This window comes from Streptomyces thermoalcalitolerans, from assembly GCF_039525155.1.
Lineage (GTDB): Bacteria > Actinomycetota > Actinomycetes > Streptomycetales > Streptomycetaceae > Streptomyces > Streptomyces thermovulgaris.
The window spans coordinates 1-23,116 of sequence record NZ_BAAAHG010000001.1 but is presented as its reverse complement, the minus strand read 5'-3'; the positions used below and the strand labels follow the sequence as shown (position 1 = coordinate 23,116).

Genomic DNA, 23,116 nt, shown 5'->3' with positions numbered 1-23,116 from the left:
CGTAAAACGTTTGAACACGGCATCCCGTCTCGCTCATGGTGAGCGGCATGACGACCGGTGCCCATATCGCCATGTTCTCCATCGCCGCCCATGGACACGTGAACCCCAGCCTGGAGGTGATCCGGGAACTCGTCGCACGCGGGCACCGGGTCACCTACGCCATCCCGCCGGTGTTCGCGGACAAGGTCGCCGGGACCGGAGCCGAGGTGAAACTCTGGCACTCCACGCTGCCCTCGCCCGACGACGACCCGTCCGCCTGGGGGACCACGCTGCTCGACCACGTCGAGCCGTTCCTGGACGACGCGATCCAGGCCCTGCCCCAGCTGAGCAAGGCCTACGAGGGCGACGAGCCCGACCTGGTCCTGTACGACATCGCCGCCTACCCGGCCCGGGTCCTCGCCCACCGCTGGGGTGTGCCAGCGATCTCCCTCTCACCGAGCCTCGTCGCCTGGGAGGGCTATGAGGAGGAGGCCGCCGAACCGATGTGGGCGGAACCCCGGCGGACGGAACGGGGCCGGGCCTACTACGCCCGCTTCGAGGCCTGGCTGAGGGAGAACGGGATCACCCAGCACCCGGACCCCTTCGTCGGCCGCCCCGCCCGCTCGCTCGTCCTGATCCCACGGGTACTGCAGCCGCACGCCGACCGGGTCGACGAGAAGGTGTACACCTTCGTCGGCGCCTGCCAGGGCGACCGCTCGGCCGAGGGGGACTGGCAGCGGCCGGCCGGGGCCGAGAAGGTGGTGCTCGTCTCGCTCGGCTCGGCCTTCACCAGGCAGCCCGCCTTCTACCGGGAGTGCATCCGGGCCTTCGCCGGACTGCCGGGCTGGCACCTGGTGCTCCAGATCGGCCGGCATGTGGACCCCGCCGAACTCGGCGACGTACCCGCCGACGTCGACGTACGGTCCTGGGTGCCGCAGATGGCGGTCCTGCGCCAGGCCGACCTGTTCGTCACGCACGCCGGTGCCGGCGGCAGCCAGGAGGGCCTGGCCACCGCCACGCCGATGATCGCCGTGCCGCAGGCCGTCGACCAGTTCGGCAACGCGGACATGCTCCAGGACCTCGGCGTCGCCCGGCACATCCCCAAGGAACAGGCGACCGCAAAGGCTCTGCGTGCCGCCGCCCTCGCCCTGGTCGACGACCCCGGGGTCGCACGGCGGCTGAAGGCCGTCCAGGCCGAGATGGCCCAGGAGGGCGGGACGCGGCGGGCGGCCGATCTCATCGAGGCCGAACTGCCCGCCGGCCGCCGGTGACAGAACCCCGGCAGGGGAGTACCAGTGACGAGGTGCCGGTGTCCGCGAAGGGCCCGTCGGCTCCCCCGCGGCCGACGGGCCCTGTGCGAGGGGCGGTTCAGACCTCCAGGCGTTCGCCCGTCCTCGGCGCGGGCGGGACGGCCGCCTGCCGCGGGGGCGTGTCATGGGAGAGGTCGGGGAGGCGGTGCAGCCATGCGGGCAGGTACCAGTTGCGTTCGCCCAGCAGGGACATCACCGCGGGCAGCAGCACACCGCGGATGACGGTCGCGTCGATGAGGACCGCGGCCGCCAGGCCCACACCCATCTGCTTCATGGACTGCATGGACAGCGTGCCGAAGATCGCGAAGACGGCGACCATGATGACGGCGGCACTGGTGACGACGCCCGCCGTCGTGACCACGCCGTGCTGGATCGCCTCCTTCGTGGCGAGGCCGCGCAGCCTTGCCTCGCGGATCCGGGAGACCACGAAGACGTGGTAGTCCATCGACAGGCCGAACAGGATCACGAACAGGAACAGCGGCAGCCAGGTGACGATCGCCCCGACCCCGTCGGCGCCCACCAGAGAGGCGCCCCAGCCGTGCTGGAAGACGGTGACGAGGATGCCGTAGGCCGCGCCCACCGACAGCAGGTTGAGCAGGATCGAGGTGATCGCGATGCTCAGCGAGCGGAACGAGAGCAGCATCAGCAGGAAGGCGAAGACCACGACGAAGGCGAAGACGGGGACGACGGAGCCGGCGAGCTGGTCGTTGAAGTCGTGCGAGCCGGCGACCTGGCCGGTGATCGGCGCCCGCACCCCGTCGACCCGGCCCAGCGTGGCGGGCCGCACCTCGTCCCGCAGTTTCCGCAGGCTCTGGCCGGCCTTGTCCAGGTCGGAGCCGCCGACCAGCGGGACGGAGACGACGGCCACGTTCTGCGCCTCGTACAGCCGGACGTCGACCGGGCCGCGCGAGGCACCCGAGGCGATCGCCTGCTCCTTGAACTCCTCCAGCGCCCGGCGCACCTGAGGGGCCGTGATGTCCTCGGCCTCGACCACCACCCGGGCCGGACCGGAGCCGCCCGGGAAGGCCTCGTTGACCCGGTTGTACGTCTGCACGATGGGCAGCGAGTCGCTGAACTCCTGGTCCAGGGTGAGCTCCGAGGTCTTCATGCCGAGCGCCGGAGCCGCGACGGCGAGCAGCGCACCGGCCGCCACCACGACCGACACCACGGGCCGGGCCAGCACCCGCCGCAGGACGGCCCTCCAGAACCGGCTCTCGGCACGGCCGTCGCGCCGCCTCAGGAACGGGATCCGCCCCTTCTCGACCCGCTCGCCCAGCAGTGACAGCAGCGCCGGCAGCACGGTCACCGACCCGATCATCGCGACCGCCACCACCATCAGCGAGGCAAGGCCCATCGCCTCGAACTCGGCGATGCCGGTGAACAGCATGCCCGCCATCGCCACACACACCGTCACACCGGAGACGACGACGGCACGGCCGCTGGTCGCGGCGGCGATGCGCAGCGCGGCGCCCGCGTCGCGCCCGGCCGCCCGTTCCTCGCGCTCGCGGCGCAGATAGAACAGGCAGTAGTCGACACCGACCGCCATGCCGACCAGCAGCATCACGGAGTTGGCGGTGTCGCTCATCGGCTGCAGATGGCTGACGACGGCCATCAGGCCCATCGTCGCCATGACCGCGGTGAGCGCCAGCGCCACCGGCAGCAGCGCGGCCACCAGCGCGCCGAAGGCGATCAGCAGAATGCCGAGGGCCACCGGAACGGCGGAGTACTCGGCCTTCTTGAAGTCCTCCCCGAAGGCGTCGGCGTACTGCTTCTGGATACTGGCGCTGCCGACCTCCTCGATCCGCAGCGAGGTGTGGTCCTTCTGGACGCCCTCGACGGCCTTCAGCACCGGCTCCACCCGCTCGCTCGCGGTGTCCGCGTCACCGCGTATCGCGAACTGCACCAGCGCGCTGCGGCCGTCCTGGGAGATGGTGTTCGCGTCGTACGGCGAGGTCACACGGGTGACCTGGCCGGTCGCCTCGACAGCCTTGATCACATCGGCGACGGCCGCCCGGAAGCCGGCGTCCGTGGCCTTGGCGGTGCCGTCCTTCGCCTGGATCAGGACGGTCTCACCCGCCGGTTCCTTGATCCCCGCATCCTCGATGATCTTCGCGGCGGTGTGTGTCTCGCCCTTGAGCTGGTCGCCCTGCTGGACGTCCTGTCGGCCCGTCGCCGAACCGAGTCCCATCGCCAGGACGACGAACAGCACCCAGATGCCGACAGCGGCCCAGGGATGCCGGGCGCTCCAGCCGCCGGCCCGCGCGGCGAAGCCCCGCAGACCTGCATCTCCTCCGTTCCCCATACGGGATTGCCCCCTCTGCGGGCCCTGCGGGCCCTTGTACGCGCGGAGGCGGCCCCCTGCCGCCACCTTCTGTGTCGAAGGTAGGAGCCGGACAAGTCCGTCTCGTCGTGCTGATCGGTGAAGTGCCGCCGTCGCGGCTCCTCCTCCTGGAGACCGTGTCCTCCGCACTGAGGAGGACGACGGGCCCTTACAACAGTCCGGGTTTTTCCGGGGCGGGAATCAGGGTGTACGTTCCGCGGGAGGGGTTCGGCCCTGTGGCCGCGGCATGTTGAACCAGTCACAGCTGCGTGCAGAAGTTGAACCGTGCGCTGCGATCGGCCATCGTGTCGAACGGGTCCGTCCACTCCGGAGCGGCTGCCGCGCCCGCCCCCACGGGGCACGGCAGCCGCCCTAGAGTGGACGGATGACCGCCCTAGAGTGGACGGATGACGACGTATGCGGCGCTGTTGCGCGGAGTCAATGTGGGGGGCAGCAGAAAGCTCCCGATGGCCGAGCTGCGCACCCTGATGGAGGATCTCGGCCACACCGGTGTCCGTACGTATCTGCAAAGCGGGCAGGTCGTCTTCACCTCCGGGCGCGGCGACGAGGAGTCGCTGGCCGCGGAGCTCGCGGAGGCCGTCGCGCGGCGGTTCGGGTTCCCGGTGGACGTGATCGTGCGTGATCACGCCTATCTGCGGGCGGTTGCCGAGGCCTGTCCGTTCCCGGCCGCCGAGCTGGAGGGCAGGCAACTGCACGTCATCTACTACTCCGCCCCCGTCGACGCGGCGCGCTTCGCGGAGATCGACCGGACCGCCCACCTGCCCGAGGAGTTCCGCCTCGGCGACCGTGTCCTGTACCTGTACGCGCCGAACGGAGTGGGCCGCTCCAAGCTCGCCGAGCATCTGTCCAGGCCTCGGCTGAACAAGGGGGTGATCGCGACCAGCCGCAACTGGAACACGGTGCTCAAACTCGTCGAACTCACCGCCCGGGACACCTGACGGGGCGGGCGCCGTCGTCCGAGGATGGTCGGCGGGCACCCGACCCACGGTCTTCGAGCTCGCCGAACGCGCCTTGCGCCCGGTGCCACAACAGAGCTGACACGCGGTCATGCCGTCCGGCCCCTCACCTCGGTGCCCGTGGGTACTGCCCCAGGCCCCACCGCCCTGGAGCTCCGGACCGACGGCCACCGATCCGGCGTCATGCCACAGAAGAGGGAGCGGCGCCCCGCCGCAGTGCGGAACCGCCGCCCTCCCTCCGTTCCCACTCTTGCTGCACCTATCGAGAATCGATAGATTTCTATCGTGGATCGATGGAAGGAAGGGGCATGGGAAAGCTGACAGTGCGTGCGCTGCGTGCTGTGCTCGCGGTGGTGCTCGTCGGTACCGTGTTCGTGCAGGTGTCGATGGTGTGGGCAATGGCCACCGATCCGGAGGAGGGGGCGCTCCCGCTGACCCCGCTGCGCGTGATCGTGATCCTGGGCATGGTGTCGGTCCAGGTCGCGCTGGTCTGCATAGGGCGGCTGGTGACGATGGTGCAACACGGAACCGTGTTCTCCCACGCCGCCTTCCGGTACGTGGACGGCGTGATCGGCGCGATCGTGGCGGCTGCCCTGGTGTGGTTCGCGGCCACGGCCTTCAGTGCGCCGGGCCAGGAGGAGGACCCGGGCGTCATCGTCATCATGGGCGGGATCGGCGTGGCCATTCTCGGGGTCGCGCTCATCGTGAGCGTGCTGCGGACGCTGCTCGCCCAGGCCGTCGCGCGTGACGTCGAGGCCGCGCGGATGCGGGCCGAGCTGGACGAGGTGATCTGATGGCGATCGTCGTCGACATCGACGTGATGCTGGCCAGGCGGAAGATGTCCGTGGGTGAACTCGTGGACCGTGTGGGGATCACGCCCGCCAATCTGGCGGTCCTCAAGAACGGCCGCGCCAAGGCGGTGCGCTTCACGACACTCGCCGCACTCTGTGAGGTGCTCGAGTGCCAGCCGGGTGACCTGCTGCGCTGGGAAGCCGAGGATGCCGCGGGTGGATGAGGTGCCCCAGGGCGGGCGTGGCAACGCCCGGCACCGTCGGCCCGTGCACCGGCGCGTGGACCGCATGGACGCGGAACGCCGATCACCCGCGGCACCGTCCTGACCCCGTGGGGCGGATTTCGGCCGACCCGTACCGCACCGTCCTGGGCGATTGCCGCGGCCCGCGAACGTGACCTCTTCACCGCCACCCCGTCCTTCCAGCGCGGAAGGGCGGGGGCTTCGCCGTAGGCGCTTGGCGCCGGATTCGTGGATCCCGCCTGCTTCATCGACCAGCCCCTGCTCGCCGGCCCTTTCACCTGGGCTTCAGAAGCTTCTGGAGGCCCGGTGGTCCCGGCGGTGTCCGGTGTGCACGGTTGGCGAGATCCGATCCCTGTCCGGTCCTTCTCGCGGTGCCGCAGTGACACTTGGGCGGCACTCGACGCTGTAGGGAACGGTGACCGTCGCACACCGGGTCGTCCGGTGGGCGACGGCCGGTCCGTCCGCGGCCCGGCACCACGGGGGAGTGCCGGACCGCGGACGCGCCGCCGGCCGTCCGTCAGGCGCCCGGGAGCGCCCGCAGCGGCAGCCGGGCCGCGTCGTACCGCTCCAGCAGCACCCGCGCCACCTCCGGCGCCGGGCCGAGGACATCGGCCAGGACGTCGGCCCGTGCCTCGGCGGCGCCCCGCGCGATACGGTCCGGCAGAAGGCCCGGGGCCAGCACGTACGGCGCGACCGCGACCTTCGCGCAGCCCAGCGCCCGCAGTGCGCGCACCGCGTCCTCGGTGCGCGGAGGAGAGGCGGAGGCGAACGCAGGTCGCACGGCGCACCAACCCCTGCGCCGCCACTCCCGCGCGATATCCGCGATCACTGCGATCGCCTCCGGGTCGGAGGACCCCGCCGAGGCCAGAACCACCCCGGTCGAGGACTTGTCGGCGGGGGACAGCCCCGCCTCGTGCAGCCGGCGCTCCAGGGCCTGGGTCAGCAGCGGTGACGGGCCGAGGACGTCGGCCTGCCGGATGCGCAGCCGCGACGGCGCCTGACGCAGCACCGACGGGATGTCCGTCTTCGCGTGGAAGGCGCGCGTCAGCAGAAGCGGCAGAGCCACCACGTCCCGCACCCCCTGGGCCGCCAGCGACTCCAGCACGCCCTGCAGTGAGGGCAGGTCGAAGTCGAGGAAGCCGGTCTCCACCCGCAGCCCGCGGCGCAGGGAGCGCACCCGCCGCACCAGGGCGTGCACGGTGGCGGCGTGCCGCGGGTCGCGGCTGCCGTGGGCTACGACCAGGAGAACGGGCTGCACGGGCTGGACGGGGGGCCGGGACATGGGTCAGCTCTTCACCAGGAGACCACGGCTGCGCAGCACCCACCGCTCCAGCGGACTGAAGATCAGCAGGTCGATGGCGACGCCGACGAACAGGATCAGGATGATGGCCTGGAACACCATCGGCATGGAGCTCGCGTTCCGGCCGTTCTCCAGCAGGGCGCCCAGGCCGATGCCCAGATCCGGCGAGGAGGCGATGATCTCCGCCGCCATCAGTGAGCGCCAGGAGAACGCCCAGCCCTGTTTCAGACCGGCCAGATAGCCCGGCAGCGCGGCCGGCAGGACGATGTGCCAGGCGCCCCGGAGCCCCGTCGCCCCCATCGTGCGGCCCGCCCGCAGGAACAGCGGCGGCACCTGGTCGATGCCGGACACCAGGCCGTTGGCGATGGACGGGACCGCGCCGAGCAGGATCACCGCGTACATCATCGAGTTGTTCAGGCCCAGCCAGATCACCGCCGGCGGCACCCACGCCACCGACGGCAGTGACTGCAGACCCGACAGGACCGGGCCGATGGCCGCGCGCACGAACTTCACCCGGGCCACCAGCACCCCCAGCGGGGTGCCGATCGCCAGCGCGAGCAGGAAGCCCAGCAGACCGCGCGAGACGGACGTCCAGATGAAGCCGAGCAGCGTGCCCTGCAGCCAGGCGTCCTGGAACTCGCGGGCCACATCGGCCGGCGAGGGCAGCTTGGTCGGGTCGTCGACCACCTCGAAGGAGATCAGCGCCTGCCAGACCGCCAGGACCACCGTGATCGCCACGATCGGCGGCAGGATCTTGTCGACGACGATCTGCCGGACGGGCGTGCGCCCGGTCTCGGTAGTCTCCAGCGCGTCGAGCCCGGCCTCCACGTCGGCCAGTTCGGCGCTGCGGTCCGTCTTGGTGTCAGTGCTGGCCATGGCGGCGGATCTCCCCACGCAGTACTTCGGTGATCTCCCGGGACAGCTCCGCGACGGGCGCGTCCTCGATACGGCGCGGCTGCGGGATGTCCACCGTCCACTCGCGGGCCACCCGGCCCGGACGGGAGGACAGCAGGACCACGCGCTGGGCGAGCCGCACCGCCTCGCGCACGTTGTGCGTCACGAACAGGACCGACACCCCGGTCTCCTGCCAGATCCGGGTCAGCTCGTCGTGCAGCACGTCCCGGGTGATGGCGTCCAGGGCCGCGAACGGCTCGTCCATCAGCAGCAGCTTGCTCTCCTGGGCGAGCGCGCGGGCCAGGGCCACGCGCTGGCGCATACCGCCGGACAGCTCGTGCACCCGCTTGCCGTACGCACCCTTCAGCCGGACCAGTTCGAGCAGCTCCTCGGCCCTGGCGCGCCGCTGCGGCTTCGGCACCCCTCGGAGCTTCAGGGCGAGTTCGATGTTCTTGCCCGCGGTCAGCCACGGGAACAGGGCGTGCTCCTGGAACATCAGGGCGGGGCGGCCGTCCGTCGTGAGGGAGCCGGAGGTGGGCCGGTCGAGGCCCGCCACCAGGTTCAGCAAGGTGGACTTGCCGCAGCCCGAGGCCCCCAGGAGGGTGACGAACTCGCCCGGGGCGACATCGAGGCTGATGCCGTCCAGGACGAGCTGCTGCCCGCCCGGCGTCGTGTAGGACTTCGAGACGTTCTCGAGGCGCGCCGCGTGCACTACGGGCTCGGCGGCCGTGGCGAGGGTCGTGGCCATGCTCGTCATCTCCCGGGGAACTCTTCGGCTACGGCTCTACTGGACGCCGAGTCCGGCGTCGTCGACGGCGGGCTCGCCCTCGGCCTTGAGGACCTTGTTCAGCAGGGTGAGGTCGTAGATGCCGTCCAGCTTCGGCTTCTCCAGCAGACCCGCCTTGACCGCGTGCTGTGCCTGGGCGTCCAGGGTGGACGCCAGCGGGTCGTCGGTGATCCGGATGGACTCCCAGGCCATGTCCAGGATGTTCTCGGGCAGCGCCTTGCCGGTGACGGCCCGCAGCTGCTTGTTCGCCGCGGTCTTCGCCTCGTCCGGGTGGGCGTTGATCCACTTGTTGGTCTCGACGGAGGCCTTCAGCACGGCCTCCACGGCCTTCGGGTGCTCCCGGAGGAACTTCTGCGACACGATGATGTTCGTGATCACGAACTTCTTGTCCGGCCACAGCGTCGACTCGTCCAGCAGCACCTTGGCGCCCTCGGCGACCAGCTTGGACGCGGTCGGCTCCGGCACCCAGGCGCCGTCGATGGAGCCGGCCTTGTAGGCGTCCGGGGTGACCTTGTTGTCGGTGCGGAGCACCGAGACGTCGCCCTTGCCGCTGAGCGCGTCGACCTTCCAGCCCCGTTCCGCGATCCAGTTGAGGAACGCCACGTCCTGGGTGTTGCCGAGCTGCGGGGTGGCGATCCTCTTGCCCTTGACGTCCTCGAGGGACTTGATCTTCTTCGGGTTCACCACGAGCTTGACCCCGCCGGAGGCCGAACCGCCGATGATGCGCAGGTTCTTGCCGCCGGACTTGGTGTAGCCGTTGATCGCCGGGGAGGGGCCGATCCAGCCGATGTCGATGGAGCCGGAGTTGAGCGCCTCGATCTCGGAGGGGCCGGCGTTGAAGACGGAGGTTTTGACGGCCGTGCCGCCCAGGGCCTTCTGGAAGAAGCCCTTCTCCACGCCGACCAGCGCGGTCGCGTGCGTCACATTGCCGAAGTAGCCGATCCGGACGGAGTCCAGGCCGTCGATTTTCTCGGCCCCGGCGGCGACCTTCTGCTGGGAGCCGTCGTCCTGGGCCTGGGAGCCGTAGCCGCAGGCGGTGAGCGTGAGCAGCGGAAGGGCGACGGCGGCGGCCAGGGCGCGCCGGAGTATGGGGAGGCGGTGGGTGGCAGACACGAAGGGTCCGTCCTCTCGTCGGCCCGGCGGTCACGGTCCCTTGGACCGTGGCCGGGAAGCGGCAGGTTGTCTCGGTAAGCGGTGGGGGGTGCGGGCGCGCGGGCAGGGCGCGTACGTCAGCGCGCACATCGCGGCACTCCCCCCTGTCCGCTGCCGAGGGCGCCGCTGCCGATCCGGCCGCCCTCCTTGGCGAACGTGGAGTAGAAGTCGGAGTAGAAGTCGGAGAGGCTCATGCTCAGAAGTCCCACCCGTCGTCGTCGGCCGTGTCCTTGACCGGCTCCGGCGAGGCGAACGACTCGCCGACCATGCCCGCGGTGAGCGTGGCGCCGTCGGACGGGTCGATCAGGATGAAGGAGCCGGTGCGGCGCGAGTCGGCGTAGGAGTCGACCGGCAGCGGCTCGGCGGTGCGGATCTTCACCCGGCCGATGTCGTTGGCGACGAGCCGGCCCGGGTGCGGGTGCAGGGACAGGTCGTCGAGGGTCAGCCGGGACGGGATGTCCTTGACGATCGCCTTGACCGTGCGGGTGCCGTGCTTGAGCAGTACCCGGTGGCCCACGGTCAGCGGCTGGTCGGCGAGATGGCAGACGGTCGCCTCCACGTCCTGGGTGGTCGCGGGCGCGTCCTTGCTCGGCACGATCAGGTCGCCGCGCGAGACGTCGAGATCGTCCTCCAGCAGAACGGTCACCGACTGGGGCGTCCAGGCCACGTCGACCGGCTTGCCCAGCAGGTCGATGCCCGAGATCCGGGTCGTACGGCCCGACGGCAGCACCGTGACCTCGTCGCCGACCCGGAAGGCGCCGGCGGCGATCTGCCCCGCGTAGCCGCGGTAGTCGGGATGCTCGGCGGTCTGCGGCCGGATCACGTACTGCACGGGCAGCCGGGCGTGGCAGTGCGCCAGGTCGTGACTGACCGGGACCGTCTCCAGGTGCTCCAGGACGGTCGGGCCGCCGTACCAGTCCATGGTCGCGGACGGCTCGACCACGTTGTCGCCGTGGAGCGCCGAGATCGGGACGGCGGTGACCTCGGGGATGCCCAGCTCGGTCGCGTACGCCGTGAACTCCTCGGCGATCGCGGCGAACACGGACTCCTGGTGGTCCACCAGGTCCATCTTGTTGACCGCGAGCACCACGTGCGGAACCCGGAGCAGGGCCGCGATCGCGGCGTGCCGGCGGGTCTGCTCCACCACGCCGTTGCGGGCGTCGACCAGGATCACGGTCAGCTCGGCGGTGGAGGCACCGGTGACCATGTTCCGCGTGTACTGCACATGGCCCGGCGTGTCCGCGAGGATGAACCGGCGGCGCGGGGTGGCGAAGTAGCGGTAGGCCACGTCGATGGTGATGCCCTGCTCGCGCTCGGCCCGCAGGCCGTCCGTCAGCAGCGCGAGGTCCGGGGAGTCCTGGCCGCGGCCGGCCGAGGCGCGCCGCACGGCCTCCAGCTGGTCGGCCAGGACCGACTTGGAGTCGTGCAGCAGCCGGCCGACGAGAGTGGACTTGCCGTCGTCGACGGAGCCCGCGGTGGCGAACCGCAGCAGGGTGGTGGCCGAGAGCTCCTCGGTGGTGGTCGTGCTCATCTCTAGAAGTACCCCTCGCGCTTGCGGTCCTCCATCGCGGCCTCGGACAGCTTGTCGTCGGCCCGGGTGGCGCCGCGCTCCGTCAGACGCGACGCGGCGATCTCGGCGATCACCTTCTCGACGGTGTCGGCGTCCGAGTCGACGGCTCCGGTGCAGGACATGTCGCCGACCGTGCGGTAGCGCACCAGCCGCTTCTCGACCCGCTCGCCCTCCTTGGGGCCGCCCCAGTCACCGGCGGTCAGCCACATGCCGTTGCGCAGGAACACCTCGCGCTCATGGGCGAAGTAGATCTCGGGCAGCTCGATGCCCTCGCGGGCGATGTACTGCCAGACGTCCAGCTCGGTCCAGTTGGACAGCGGGAACACCCGTACGTGCTCGCCGGGCGCGTGCCGGCCGTTGTAGAGGTTCCACAGCTCGGGCCGCTGGCGGCGCGGGTCCCACTGGGAGAACTCGTCCCGCAGCGAGAACACCCGCTCCTTGGCGCGGGCCTTCTCCTCGTCGCGGCGTCCGCCGCCGAAGACCGCGTCGAACCGCTCGCTGCGGATCTTCTCGGTCAGCGGCAGGGTCTGCAGCGGGTTGCGGGTGCCGTCGGGGCGCTCCTTGAGGACGCCGCGGTCGATGTAGTCCTGCACGGAGGCGATGTGCAGACGCAGGTTGTGCCGGGCCACCGTGCGGTCCCGGTAGGCGAGGACCTCGGGGAAGTTGTGCCCGGTGTCCACGTGCAGCAGCGGGAAGGGGACGGCGGCCGGGGCGAACGCCTTCAGCGCCAGGTGCAGCATCACGATCGAGTCCTTGCCGCCGGAGAACAGCAGCACCGGGTTCTCGAACTCGCCCGCCACCTCGCGGAAGATGTGCACCGCCTCGGACTCGAGGGCGTCCAGGTGGGAGAGGGAGTACGGGCTGTCCGTGCCCCTGCCGCCCCCCGTGACCTCGGCGACGGTCGTCATACCAGTCCCCTTTCGCTGAGCAGGGCGTACACGGACGCCGCGGACTCCTGGACGGTCTGGTGCTGCGACTCGATGCGCAGATCCGGCGCGACGGGCTCCTCGTACGGGTCGTCGACACCGGTCAGGCCGGTCAGCTCGCCGGCGGCCTGCTTGGCGTACAGGCCCTTGACATCGCGGGCGGAGCACACCTCGACCGGAGCGGCCACGTGCACCTCGAGGTACGTGGTCCCGTTCTTCTCGTGCCGCTTGCGCACCGCGTCCCGGCTGTCCGCGTACGGCGCGATCACCGGGACCAGGGCCAGCACGCCGTTGCGGGCGAGCAGTTCGGCGACGAAGCCGATGCGCTGCACATTGGTGTGCCGGTCCTCGCGGCTGAAGCCGAGGCCCGCGGAGAGGAACTCACGGATCTCGTCGCCGTCGAGCACCTCGACGCGGCGGCCCTCCGCGCGCAGCCGCCCGGCCAGCTCCCGCGCGATGGTGGTCTTGCCGGCGCTCGGCAGACCCGTGAGCCAGACGGTGGCTCCGGTCGTCACGTGATTCTCCTGAGTCCGAGAAGTCGTCATGTGTGCCGTCATGTGTGCAGTCCGCACTCGGTCTTGGCGGTGCCCGCCCAGCGGCCGGCCCGCGCGTCCTCGCCCTCCCGCAGCCGCCGGGTGCAGGGCGCGCAGCCGATGGAGCCGTAGCCGTCCATCAGCAGCGGATTGGTGAGCACGCCGTGTTCGGCGATGTAGGCGTCCACGTCGTCCTGGGTCCAGCGGGCGATCGGGGAGATCTTGACCTTCTGCCGCCTGGCGTCCCAGCCGACCACCGGGGTGTTCGCCCGGGTCGGGGACTCGTCGCGGCGCAGCCCGGTCGCCCACGCCAGATAGCCCTTGAGGCCCTCCGCCAGCGGCTGCACCTTGCGCAGCCGGCAGCACAGATCGGGGTCGCGCTCGTACAGCCTCGGGCCGTACTCGGCGTCCTGTTCGGCGACCGTCTGCCGGGGGGTGAGGGTGACGACGTTGACGTCCATCACGGCCTCGACCGCGTCGCGGGTGCCGATGGTCTCCGGGAAGTGGTAACCGGTGTCGAGGAACACCACGTCCACGCCGGGCAGGACGCGGGAGGCGAGGTGGGCGACCACCGCGTCCTCCATCGAGGAGGTCACGCAGAACCGCTTGCCGAAGGTGTCGGCCGCCCACTGGAGGATCTCCAGCGCGGAGGCGTCCTCCAGGTCACGGCCGGCCCGCTCGGCCAGCTCCTTCAACTCCTCGGCGTCGAGCTCTTCCTGAGTCGTCGTCATATCCCCTGGTCCCCTCTGTGGTCGGCCCGCTTGACGCCCCGGGCCAGCAGCCCGAGGAACGTCAGCCGGAACCCCCGGTTGCACGCCGCGCATTCCCAGGTGCCATGGCCCTGCTCGCCGGGACGCAGGTCCTCGTCGCCGCAGTACGGGCAGTAGAACGGTGCCGCCCGCTCGCTCACGACAGTGCCTCCTCGGAGGCACGGGCGGCCCAGGCGGCGAAGCGTTCGCCGTCCTCGCGCTCCTTCAGGTAGCGCCTGAGCACCCGCTCGATGTAGTCGGGCAGTTCGTCCGCCGTGACCTTCAGACCGCGCACCTTGCGGCCGAAGCCGGGCTCCAGGCCGAGTGCGCCGCCCAGGTGCACCTGGTAGCCCTCGACCTGCTCGCCCTTGTCGTTCAGGACCAGCTGGCCCTTCAGACCGATGTCCGCGACCTGGATGCGGGCGCAGGCGTTCGGGCAGCCGTTGAGGTTGATGGTGATCGGCTCGTCGAACTCCGGCAGCCGGCGCTCGAGTTCGTCGATCAGCCGGGCGCCGCGCTCCTTGGTCTCGACGATGGCGAGCTTGCAGAACTCGATGCCGGTGCAGGCCATGGTGCCGCGCCGGAACGAGGACGGCCGGGCGGTCAGGTCCAGCGCCTCCAGGCCCTCGAGCAGCGAGTCGACCCGGTCCTCCTCGACATCGAGGATGATCATCTTCTGTTCGACGGTGGTGCGGATCCGCTCGGAGCCGTGGGCCTCGGCCAGATCGGCGATCTTGGTCAGCGTGGCGCCGTCGACCCGGCCGACACGCGGGGCGAAGCCGACGTAGAAACGGCCGTCCTTCTGCCGGTGCACACCGATGTGGTCGCGCCACTGCTGGACGGGCTGCTCGGGGGCGGGCCCGTCGACGAGCTTGCGCTTGAGGTACTCGTCCTCCAGCACCTGACGGAACTTCTCCGGACCCCAGTCGGCGACGAGGAACTTCAGCCGGGCGCGGTTGCGCAGCCGGCGGTAGCCGTAGTCGCGGAAGATCGACAGAACGCCCTCGTAGACGTCCGGGACCTCCTCCAGCGGCACCCAGGCGCCCAGCCGCACCCCCAGCTTGGGGTTGGTGGACAGACCGCCTCCCACCCACAGGTCGAAGCCCGGCCCGTGCTCGGGGTGGCGCACGCCGACGAACGCGACGTCGTTGATCTCGTGCACCACGTCCAGCAGGGGGGAGCCGGAGATGGCCGTCTTGAACTTCCGGGGGAGGTTCGAATAGGCCTTGTTGCCCAGGACGCGGCGCTTCATCTCCTCCAGGGCCGGAGTGGCGTCGATGATCTCGTCGGCGGCGATGCCGGCGACCGGCGAGCCGATCATCACGCGCGGGGTGTCGCCGCAGGCGGTGACCGTGGACAGGCCGACCGCCTCCAGCCGGTTCCAGATCTCGGGCACGTCCTCGATTTGGACCCAGTGGTACTGGATGTTCTGCCGGTCGGTGATGTCGGCGGTGCCGCGCGCGAACTCCTGGGAGATCTCACCGATGACACGCAGCTGCCGGGTGGTCAGCCGGCCGCCGTCGATGCGCACGCGCATCATGAAGTAGCGGTCGTCCAGCTCCTCCGGCTCCAGGACCCCGGTCCTGCCGCCGTCGATACCGGGCCTGCGCTGGGTGTACAGGCCCCACCAGCGCATGCGCCCCCGCAGGTCGGTGGGGTCGATGGAGTCGAAGCCGCGCTTGGAGTAGATCGTCTCAATGCGTGTCCGCACATTGAGACCGTCGTCGTCCTTCTTGAACTGCTCGTTGCTGTTGAGCGGGGTCAGATGCCCCACGGCCCACTGCCCCTCGCCACGGTGACGGGTCACCTTGCGGCGGGGCGCGACAGACTTCTGCGAGGAGGCAGCCATGGTCGATACGTCCTTCGGGACAGCGGGGGATGCGGCGTGTGGACCTGCGGATCGGCGGATCTGCGCAGGTGAGCGGGCAGACGGACACACCCGCGCCTCATTGCGCAGGCGGAAGAGCGGGAGAACGGGGGAGGAACCGGTGGTGCCGGGCCCGTGGTGTCAGGCCACTACGGGCGAGGTCAACAGGCCGAACAGATGGCGCTGGACATGTGGCCGTGGTCGACGTGCCGTCGGCTCACCAAGGCGATCCCGGTTCCAGACATGGCGGAAGCGTGGCACGGAGATCTGGACAGCGTCCAGCATCGTCCGTAATACGGACATCCATGTCTCAGGGTGCGAGAGGAGAATGGTGCAGGTCACAGTGGCCGCGTGTGCCGGTGTCCCCGCGGCTCAGGTGCGGTAGGCCCCCGGCCAGGGGCCCGGGGTCGGAATGTCCGGCTCCATCTCGACCTTGGTGTCGAAGAGCTTGAAGCCGCGGCGCAGGTAGTTGTCCATCGCGTACTCGCCGTCCTTGCTGCAGGTGTGCAGCCACACCCGCTTCGTCGGCGGCCGTCCCGGCCAGCGGTCGGCCAGGTCCCAGGCGCGGGCGGTGCCGTACGACAGCAGGTGCCCGCCGATGCCGCGGCCGCGGAAGGACCGGATCAGACCGAAGTAGACGATCTCCACGACGCCCTCGTCCTGGGCCTCCAGTTCGACGTAACCCGCCGGTGTGCCACGCTCGTACGCCACCCATGTCTCGACACCCGGACGCTCCAGGTACTCCTGCCACTGGGCGTACGTCCACCCCAGCCGGTCCGTCCACCGGATGTCGGCGCCGACCGAGGCGTACAGAAACCGGCTGAACTCGGGGGAGGGCACCTCGGACCGGACGATCCGCACCTCTCCCTCGGGTGCGGCGGCCGGCAGGAGGTCGCTGGGGGAGGTCTGTTCCAGGGACCAGGTGGTCACGGCAATGCTCGTCATGCCGGTCAGGGAATCATCCGCCGCGGGCCGTTGTCGATCGAGGGTGTCCCGTCTCACCCGCAGGTGTCCTGGCAAGCGGCGCTCCACCCGGGGAACGGCGCTCCACCGCGTCTCCGCAGGCGTCGCCAGGGACGGTGTCCTACCGCATCTCCCGGTCGACCGAGGACAGTGGCAGCGCGAACAGCATGCGGCCCGACAGGGACCAGATCTCGCCGGTCTCCTGCCAGTAGGACAGGGAACCGGTGCCGTCGCCCCAGCAGTGGTGGGTGCCCTCGGGGCCGCACGCGATCGTCTTCGCGCCCCGGCGGTCCTGCCGCAGCAGGATGCCGCGGGTGCCCTCGTCCGCGGGGCGGCCCAGGTACCAGTCGGGGGGCGAGAGGGGATGCGTCCGGTGGGAGAGCACACCCCGGACGCCGCTCGCCCTCGACTCGTACGCCTCGTGCGCGGCCGCCGTCCCGGAGGAGTCGGTGGCCAGCAGACCGGGGCGGGCGGGGTCCCGGCTGAGGGAGTAGCGCCACAGAAGCGTGCGGCCGTTGCCGTCCGCCGCGGGCGCCGCCCGGCTGGCGACCAGGGTCTCCGGTGCGGAACTGCGGTCCAGGGAGAGGCCGTCCGGGCAGGGCGGGGCGGAGCGCTCCGCCCCGCCCCGCCCGGACGGCTCGACGCAGTCGCCGTCGGCCGGGCGGTAGGAGGCGACCGCGGGCAGCACCCACCGGTAGCCGTGCGCGGACCAGCCGCCGGGCACACGGCCCACCGCCTTGCTGTCGACCGTGGCGCGCTGGATGCGGTGCAGGTCGTAGACGTACAGCGCGTCGCGCTCGGCGCCGGAGGTGGTGACCAGCAGCTTGTTCCGGTACCAGACCATGCCCGACACCCGGGAGACCAGCCCCCGGTAGTCCCGCCCGCCGTCGACCGGGACGACGAGCAGCGCCCAGGTGTAGGTGAGGTTGTCCGGGTCGTCGGCGTTGACGAACGCCACCCGGGCCAGGCCTCGGCCGTCGCCGGCGTCGTACGACCAGCCGGAGAGGATCACCCGGTGGGCGCCCCACCGGCCGTCGGTGTCGGCGTCCCCGGAGGTGGTCACCGACTTCGGCTGCCAGTGGCGGGTGGTGGCGTCGGCGGTGTCCCAGCAGTACGCGCGGGTGGCCGCCGGTTCGATCGGCAGGGCCTTCTTCTCCTCGGCGCTGCACTGGTCCTCGGTGCGCAGTCGGCGGTCGGCGCTGTCCAGTACCTCGGTGACGCCGACCGGTTGGCCCATCGCCGCGGCGAGCCGGTCCAGGGAGCGCTGCGGCACGGGCTGTTCGGTCAGCCGCAGCCGGTCGAGTTCGGTGGAGGAGGTGAGCGGTTTCAGGGCGCCGGGATCGACGGCGATCGTGGCCTGCGAGGTGCTGATCAGGGTGGCCGCCGCGGTCAGCGCAAGGCCGGTCCCGGCCAGGGCCGCACGCAGCACCCTGCCCCGTCTGCGCCTGCGATGTCTGCCGCGCTGCCTCATACAGAGCTCCCTTTTCAGGGCTCGGTCCGCCTCCGGGCGCCCCCTGGGTCCTCTCCGCGGCGGGCCCAACTGCTCCGGCCGGTTCGAGCATTGGCCGAGAAGCAGACGGGGCGACCACAGGCGATGCTACGGCAGTCCGGGCCGCTGGAGGACGAAGACCCGGCAAATGCACGGAAGATGCCACCCCGGGACCACCCGAGCCGCCTTCGGGGCCGCTCGGGGCGCCCCGCGGATCGCCCGGGCCGTTGGCGGAAACGTTCGGGTCGCTCTTGCGTGTCCCAGGAGTCGTGTACGCCTCTCGGGAGCCGTGCCCGCCTCTCGGGAGTCGTGTACGCCTCTCAGGAGCCGTGCCCGCGTCTCAGGAGCCGTGCGAGGACGCCCGTCCGAGCCGTACCGCCGGTGCCGCCGAGTGCGGCAGCAGGGCGGTCGGGTCGTCCGGAAGCAGCACCTCGACCTCGATGTCCTCACGGAAGCGGTAGGGGCGGTGCTCCAGGAACGCGCCCAGATACCGCCGCACCCGGGACATCTCCGCCCGCACGGTCACGGTGCGGGCCGGGTCGCCGTAGAGGTCCTCGGCCAGTTCCGCCGCGCTGCGCCCGGAGCGGTGCTCGGCGAGCAGATAGAGCAGTTCGGCGTGCCGGGGGCTCAGTTCCTGGCTCCAGGAGCCCACGCCGCCGAGGACCGTCACCGACCAGCGGTGCGGCCGGGTCAGGTCCAGTACGATCCGGACGCCGTCCTGCGGGACCGGTTCCTCGCCCGCCCGCACCAACCAGCCGTCCCCCAGCGGCTCCAGGGAGCACAGACCGATCGACGGCAGCCACCGGCGGCCCGGCGTGGGGGACTTGGGCAGCGCGATCCGCTCGGTGTACGGCATCCGGGTCACCGCCGCCGTCCAGCCGTCCCCGTCCACCACCGCCGCCCGGCCGCCCAGCCGGGCCAGCACCGGCGCACCCACCGCCCGCAGCCGCTCCAGCGAGGCCTGGTGCAGCTCCCGTAACCGCGCCTCGGCCAGTTTGGCCACCGAGCCGACCCAGGCCGCCGTGGCCGGGTGCATGGTCTCCAGCGGCCCGCTGACGTCCACCACACCGAGGAGTCGGCCGTTGCGGGGGTCGGTGACGGGGGCGCCCGCGCAGGTCCACGAGGCGTGCGAGCGCACGAAGTGCTCCGAGGCGAAGACCTGGACGGGCCGGCGCACCACCGCGGCGGTGCCCACCCCGTTGGTGCCGACGGTCTCCTCCCGCCAGTCGGCGCCGGGCGCGAAACCGAGCCGGTCGGCCTTGCGCAGCACCGACGGGCTGCCCTCGCGCCACAGCACCCGGCCGTCCTCGTCGGCGACCACCATGATGTGGCGGACGGCGTTTGAGGCCGGCAGCAGTCCCTCGCGCAGCACCGGCAGCACATGCCGCAGCGGGGACGTCTCCCGCCGCCGTGCCACCTCCTCGGGGGACAGCGGACGGACCCAGGCTCCCTGGTCGGGGTCGAGGCCGCGGCGCAGCAACCGCTCCCAGGACTGCCCGATCACCGGGCGCGGTGCCACCCGCGCACGCCGTCCGGCGAGCGTCGCGGAGCGCGTCTCGCTCAGCGTCCGCGCCGCCTGCGCCGTGTCGACGGCGGTGAGCTGCGTCATGTTCTTCGGCGTCTTCGCCACTGGTGTCCTTCCGGAAAGGGGGGCACGCCTGATTCATGGTGCCGTCCGGAGAACGCGGAAGGGCGCAGTCCGGGCACGAGGGCCGGCAGGATGCAACCCCTTGCAACCCTGGTGGACGAGCGTGCGCCGGTCGAGACTCGTGACACGTCGCCCCGTGCGACGCCCCCGGCCCGCGCGAGGCCGGTGACAGCGGGGGTGGTGCCGTGTCGGCGCAGCACCACCCCCGCGCCGCGCCCGCCGCCGGTGCGCCCCTCAGTGCGCCGGGCGCGCCCGGTCCACCACCGCCGCCAGGTTCAGGGTGTGCGGCAGCGTGCCGAAGGCCGCACCCCACTCGCCGCCCAGCCGCGAGGCGCAGAACGCGTCGGCGACCTCCGGCGGCGCGTGCCGCACCAGCAGTGCCCCCTGGAGCACCAGCGCCATCCGTTCGGCCAGCCGCCGGGCCCGGGCCTCCACCCCCTCCAGGTCGGCCAGCTCGGTCAGCAGGTCCTTGATCGCCGCGTCCAGCCGGTGATCGGCGCCGCGCGCCCGGCCCACCTCCCGCAGATACGCGTCGAGCGCCCCCTGCTCCCGCCGCAGCGCACGCAGCACGTCCAGCGCCTGGATGTTCCCCGCGCCCTCCCAGATGGAGTTGAGCGGCGACTCCCGCACCAGGCGGGGCAGCCCGGACTCCTCCACGTACCCGTTGCCCCCCAGGCACTCGGCGGCCTCCACCGCGACCGGCGCGCACCGCTTGGTCACCCAGTACTTGGCGGCCGGCACCGCCAGACGCAGAAAGGCCCGCTCCTGTTCGCCGCCGTCGTCACAGGCGGCCGCGAGCCGCAGCGCGAGCGCCGTCGCCGCCTCCGACTCCAGCGCGAGGTCGGCCAGCACATTGCGCATCAGCGGCTTGTCGACGAGCGGCCCGCCGAAGGCCGAACGGTGGGTGCAGTGGTGCACCGCCTGCGCCACCGCCTGCCGCATCAGCCCCGCCGAACCGAGCACGCAGTCCAGCCGGGTCGCCGCCACCATCCCGATGATGGTGCGCACCCCGCGCCCCTCCTCGCCGACCCGGCGCGCCCAGGTCCCGTCGAACTCCACCTCGGCGGAGGCGTTCGACCGGTTGCCCAGCTTGTCCTTCAGCCGCTGGATCAGGAACACGTTCCAGGTGCCGTCCGGCAGCACCCGCGGCACCAGGAAGCAGGTGAGCCCTCCCGGCGCCTGCGCCAGCACCAGGAACCCGTCCGACATCGGCGCCGAGCAGAACCACTTGTGCCCGGTCAGCTCGTAGGCGCCGTCCTCGGCGAGGGGCCGTGCCGAGGTGGTGTTCGCCCGGACGTCGCTGCCGCCCTGTTTCTCGGTCATGCCCATCCCGAACAGGACCCCGGCCTTCAGCCGGGCGGGCCGCAGCTCGCGGTCGTAGACCGTGGACGTCAGCCGCGGCTCCCACTCGGCCGCCAGATCCGGGTCGGCGCGCAGCGCGGGCACGGCCGCGTGGGTCATCGACAGCGGACAGCCGTTGCCGGCCTCGGCCTGCGTCCACACCAGGAACCCGGCCGCGCGCCGCACATGACCCGCCGGACGGTTCCAGGCCGCGGTCAGCCCGGCCGAGACGCCCTTGCCGAGCAGCCGGTGCCAGGCCGGGTGGAACTCGACCTCGTCGATGCGGTGCCCGTAGCGGTCGTGCGTGCGCAGCCGCGGCGGATGGCTGTTGGCCTGCGCGGCCCACTCCTGCACCTGGGCCGAGCCGGCGGACCGTCCGAGCGACGACAGCTCCTCGCGCACCTCCTCGAGCAGCCCGGCCTCGACATACCGCTCGACCGCCTCGACCAGGGCGCGGTCGGTGGCGAAGACGTCGTAGCCGGTCAGCGGGGGCACCTGGTTGGTCACGGTATGGGTGCTGGCTGCCATGGCACGCAACCTACCCGTGGTGTGCCGTCGGCCACCACACGGCCGTGCCGGACCCGGCCGACCGGGTACCGGCGGCGGTGTCCTGCCTGGTGAACGCCCCGGTCGACGAGTGGGACGGCCCCCGGCAGGGATATACCTTTAGGACGTGCAGTCCGCCAGTGAGTCCCCCGACAGGCCGTCCGGCCGCCTCCACCGGGCCCGAGCCCTCTACCGGAACGTATCCAAACGGAGGATGGCCTGGCTGCTGCTCAAGGACACCGTCAATTCGTGCATGGAGTACCGGATCCTGGGCCTCGCGGCCGAGGCGGCGTTCTTCTCCCTGCTGTCGGTGCCGCCGCTGCTGCTCAGCCTGATCGGGCTGCTCGGCTACGTCGACGCCTGGACCGGCGCCGACACCATCGCCGGCGTGCAGCGCAACATCCTCGACGCCTCCCGCACGGTCCTGTCCGACCAGGGCGTGAGGGACATCGCGGAGCCGATCCTGCGGGACGTGACCAAGGGCGGCAGACCCGATGTGATCTCCCTCGGCTTCGTGCTCGCCGTGTGGTCCGGCTCGCGCGCGGTGAACGTCTTCATCGACACCATCACCGTCATGTACGGCCTCGACGGCGTACGCGGCATCGTCAAGACCCGGCTGCTGGCCTTCGGGCTGTTCATCGTGGCCCTGCTGATCGGCTCGGTCGCGCTGCCGCTGATGGTGGCGGGACCGGACGCGGTGGTGCGGATCCTGCCCTGGTCGACGACGCTCGTCCAGATCCTGTACTGGCCCGTCGTCATCGTGCTGTCCGTCGTCTTCCTGACCACGCTGTACCACGTGTCCGTGCCGGTGCGCTCCCCGTGGATCGAGGACGTGCCCGGTGCCCTGGTGGCCCTGGCCATGTGGGTGGTGGGCAGCTTCCTGCTGCGGATCTACCTCACCAACACCGTCGAGGGCCCGACCATCTACGGCTCCCTGGCCGCGCCGGTCGCCGTGCTGCTGTGGATCGGGGTGTCCGCGTTCGCCGTGCTCGTCGGGGCCGCGGTCAACGCCGCCATCGACCATGTCTGGCCGACCGCCGCCACCGCCGCGGCCCGCGCCGCCAACGAGCGGGTGCGCCAGGCACAGATCGCCGAGTACGTGGCCCGCGCCGCCGCGCTCCGCAAGGGTTCCCCCGACGACCCGGACGACTCGGACATGCCGTCGGAGTTCCCCGAGCGCTGGTCGCGTTTCCTGCCCCCGGAGGACGTGACGGCACGGCTGCGGGCCCATGTGAAGAGCGCGCGTGTGCGCAGTCCGCACAAGAACGACCGGAACGGTTCGTCGACGCAGAAGTGACGCGGAAGCGATGCAGAAGTGACGCGGAAGCGATGCAGAAGTGACGCGGAAGTGACGCGGAAGGTGACGGGAAAGCGACGGGACGGGGGCCCGGCAGGGCGCGGGTAGCCTGTCCGCGTGTACCAGGAACGCCCCTCCCGCCTGCCCGGCGCGGTCGTGTGGCGCAGCATCCCGGCCCCCTCCGGGGCACGCCCCGTGCTGCCCGACGGCTGCATGGACCTGCTGTGGAGCGAGGGGCGACTGCTCGTCGCCGGTGCGGACACACGCGCATACGCCCCTCTCGGGCCGCCCGCGCTCTGGGCCGGGGTGCGTTTCCTTCCCGGTACGGCGCCCACCTATCTGGGCGTGCCCGCGCACGAGCTGCGCGACCGGCGTGTCGACCTCGCCGGCCTGTGGCCGGCCGCGGTGGTCGGGCGGCTGCGCGGCCGGCTCGAG

General features: G+C 71.5%; 20 protein-coding genes and 1 pseudogene. 6 read left to right on the top strand and 15 right to left on the bottom strand.

The features are described 5' to 3' along the window. The first annotated feature begins 10 nt into the window (after positions 1-10). Positions 11-1,250: pseudogene (mgt, locus tag ABD224_RS00105) on the top strand (macrolide-inactivating glycosyltransferase). A 97-nt stretch (positions 1,251-1,347) separates the two neighbouring features. Here the strand turns inward: mgt and ABD224_RS00100 are convergent. After that, complete coding sequence (locus ABD224_RS00100) at positions 1,348-3,591, bottom strand: MMPL family transporter (protein ID WP_344045285.1); 2,244 nt, start codon at positions 3,589-3,591, stop codon at positions 1,348-1,350. A 425-nt stretch (positions 3,592-4,016) separates the two neighbouring features. Between ABD224_RS00100 and ABD224_RS00095 the strand changes: the two genes are divergently transcribed. From ABD224_RS00095 to ABD224_RS00085, 3 genes are all read left to right on the top strand, one after another. Then, a complete protein-coding gene (locus ABD224_RS00095; protein ID WP_344045283.1) occupies positions 4,017-4,568 on the top strand; it encodes a DUF1697 domain-containing protein in 552 nt (183 codons plus the stop codon). Positions 4,569-4,894: 326 nt separating this feature from the next. Further along, positions 4,895-5,380 (top strand): DUF2975 domain-containing protein, encoded by a 486-nt coding sequence (locus ABD224_RS00090; RefSeq protein WP_344045281.1) that lies wholly within the window; start codon positions 4,895-4,897, stop codon positions 5,378-5,380. Continuing rightward, a complete protein-coding gene (locus tag ABD224_RS00085; protein ID WP_344045279.1) occupies positions 5,380-5,601 on the top strand; it encodes a helix-turn-helix domain-containing protein in 222 nt (73 codons plus the stop codon). Before ABD224_RS00090 ends, ABD224_RS00085 begins: the two co-directional genes overlap by 1 nt. 535 nt (positions 5,602-6,136) lie before the next feature. Here ABD224_RS00085 and ABD224_RS00080 read toward each other — a convergent pair. The 14 genes from ABD224_RS00080 to ABD224_RS00015 form a co-directional block, all read right to left on the bottom strand. Continuing rightward, positions 6,137-6,901, bottom strand: coding sequence for a sirohydrochlorin chelatase (locus ABD224_RS00080; RefSeq protein ID WP_344045277.1), 765 nt, complete (start codon positions 6,899-6,901; stop codon positions 6,137-6,139). A gap of 3 nt (positions 6,902-6,904) precedes the next feature. Further along, complete coding sequence (locus tag ABD224_RS00075) at positions 6,905-7,795, bottom strand: ABC transporter permease (RefSeq protein WP_344045275.1); 891 nt, start codon at positions 7,793-7,795, stop codon at positions 6,905-6,907. After that, positions 7,782-8,570, bottom strand: a complete 789-nt coding sequence (locus ABD224_RS00070; RefSeq protein ID WP_344045273.1) for an ABC transporter ATP-binding protein — start codon at positions 8,568-8,570, stop codon at positions 7,782-7,784. The genes ABD224_RS00075 and ABD224_RS00070 overlap by 14 nt, the downstream gene beginning before the upstream one ends. Positions 8,571-8,597: 27 nt before the next feature. After that, positions 8,598-9,713, bottom strand: coding sequence for an aliphatic sulfonate ABC transporter substrate-binding protein (locus tag ABD224_RS00065; protein ID WP_344045271.1), 1,116 nt, complete (start codon positions 9,711-9,713; stop codon positions 8,598-8,600). Between the two features lie 235 nt (positions 9,714-9,948). Further along, positions 9,949-11,283 (bottom strand): sulfate adenylyltransferase subunit 1, encoded by a 1,335-nt coding sequence (locus tag ABD224_RS00060; RefSeq protein WP_344045269.1) that lies wholly within the window; start codon positions 11,281-11,283, stop codon positions 9,949-9,951. 2 nt (positions 11,284-11,285) lie between these two features. Then, complete coding sequence (gene cysD / locus ABD224_RS00055) at positions 11,286-12,230, bottom strand: sulfate adenylyltransferase subunit CysD (RefSeq protein WP_344045267.1); 945 nt, start codon at positions 12,228-12,230, stop codon at positions 11,286-11,288. After that, a complete protein-coding gene (gene cysC, locus ABD224_RS00050) occupies positions 12,227-12,763 on the bottom strand; it encodes an adenylyl-sulfate kinase (RefSeq protein ID WP_425580893.1) in 537 nt (178 codons plus the stop codon). The genes cysD and cysC overlap by 4 nt, the downstream gene beginning before the upstream one ends. A gap of 38 nt (positions 12,764-12,801) precedes the next feature. Continuing rightward, a complete protein-coding gene (locus ABD224_RS00045; protein WP_344045263.1) occupies positions 12,802-13,512 on the bottom strand; it encodes a phosphoadenylyl-sulfate reductase in 711 nt (236 codons plus the stop codon). Next, positions 13,509-13,691, bottom strand: a complete 183-nt coding sequence (locus ABD224_RS00040) for a hypothetical protein (protein WP_344045261.1) — start codon at positions 13,689-13,691, stop codon at positions 13,509-13,511. The genes ABD224_RS00045 and ABD224_RS00040 overlap by 4 nt, the downstream gene beginning before the upstream one ends. After that, a complete protein-coding gene (locus ABD224_RS00035) occupies positions 13,688-15,379 on the bottom strand; it encodes a nitrite/sulfite reductase (protein WP_344045259.1) in 1,692 nt (563 codons plus the stop codon). The genes ABD224_RS00040 and ABD224_RS00035 overlap by 4 nt, the downstream gene beginning before the upstream one ends. 390 nt (positions 15,380-15,769) lie before the next feature. Continuing rightward, complete coding sequence (locus tag ABD224_RS00030) at positions 15,770-16,342, bottom strand: GNAT family N-acetyltransferase (RefSeq protein ID WP_344045257.1); 573 nt, start codon at positions 16,340-16,342, stop codon at positions 15,770-15,772. Positions 16,343-16,481: 139 nt separating this feature from the next. After that, the gene (locus tag ABD224_RS00025) at positions 16,482-17,831 is read right to left on the bottom strand and encodes a hypothetical protein (protein WP_344045255.1); all 1,350 of its coding nucleotides are present in this window, start codon (positions 17,829-17,831) and stop codon (positions 16,482-16,484) included. Between the two features lie 358 nt (positions 17,832-18,189). Continuing rightward, positions 18,190-19,458, bottom strand: coding sequence for a helix-turn-helix domain-containing protein (locus ABD224_RS00020; RefSeq protein WP_425580896.1), 1,269 nt, complete (start codon positions 19,456-19,458; stop codon positions 18,190-18,192). A 273-nt stretch (positions 19,459-19,731) separates the two neighbouring features. Further along, positions 19,732-21,366: an acyl-CoA dehydrogenase family protein gene (locus tag ABD224_RS00015; RefSeq protein WP_344045251.1), complete on the bottom strand. Its 1,635-nt coding sequence runs from the start codon at positions 21,364-21,366 to the stop codon at positions 19,732-19,734. 145 nt (positions 21,367-21,511) lie between these two features. Between ABD224_RS00015 and ABD224_RS00010 the strand changes: the two genes are divergently transcribed. Further along, on the top strand, positions 21,512-22,681 hold the full coding sequence (locus ABD224_RS00010; protein ID WP_344045248.1) for a YihY/virulence factor BrkB family protein: 1,170 nt from the start codon (positions 21,512-21,514) through the stop codon (positions 22,679-22,681). Positions 22,682-22,798: 117 nt separating this feature from the next. Further along, a partial coding sequence (locus ABD224_RS00005) for a DUF6597 domain-containing transcriptional factor (protein WP_344045246.1) occupies positions 22,799-23,116 on the top strand: 318 nt, incomplete at its 3' end.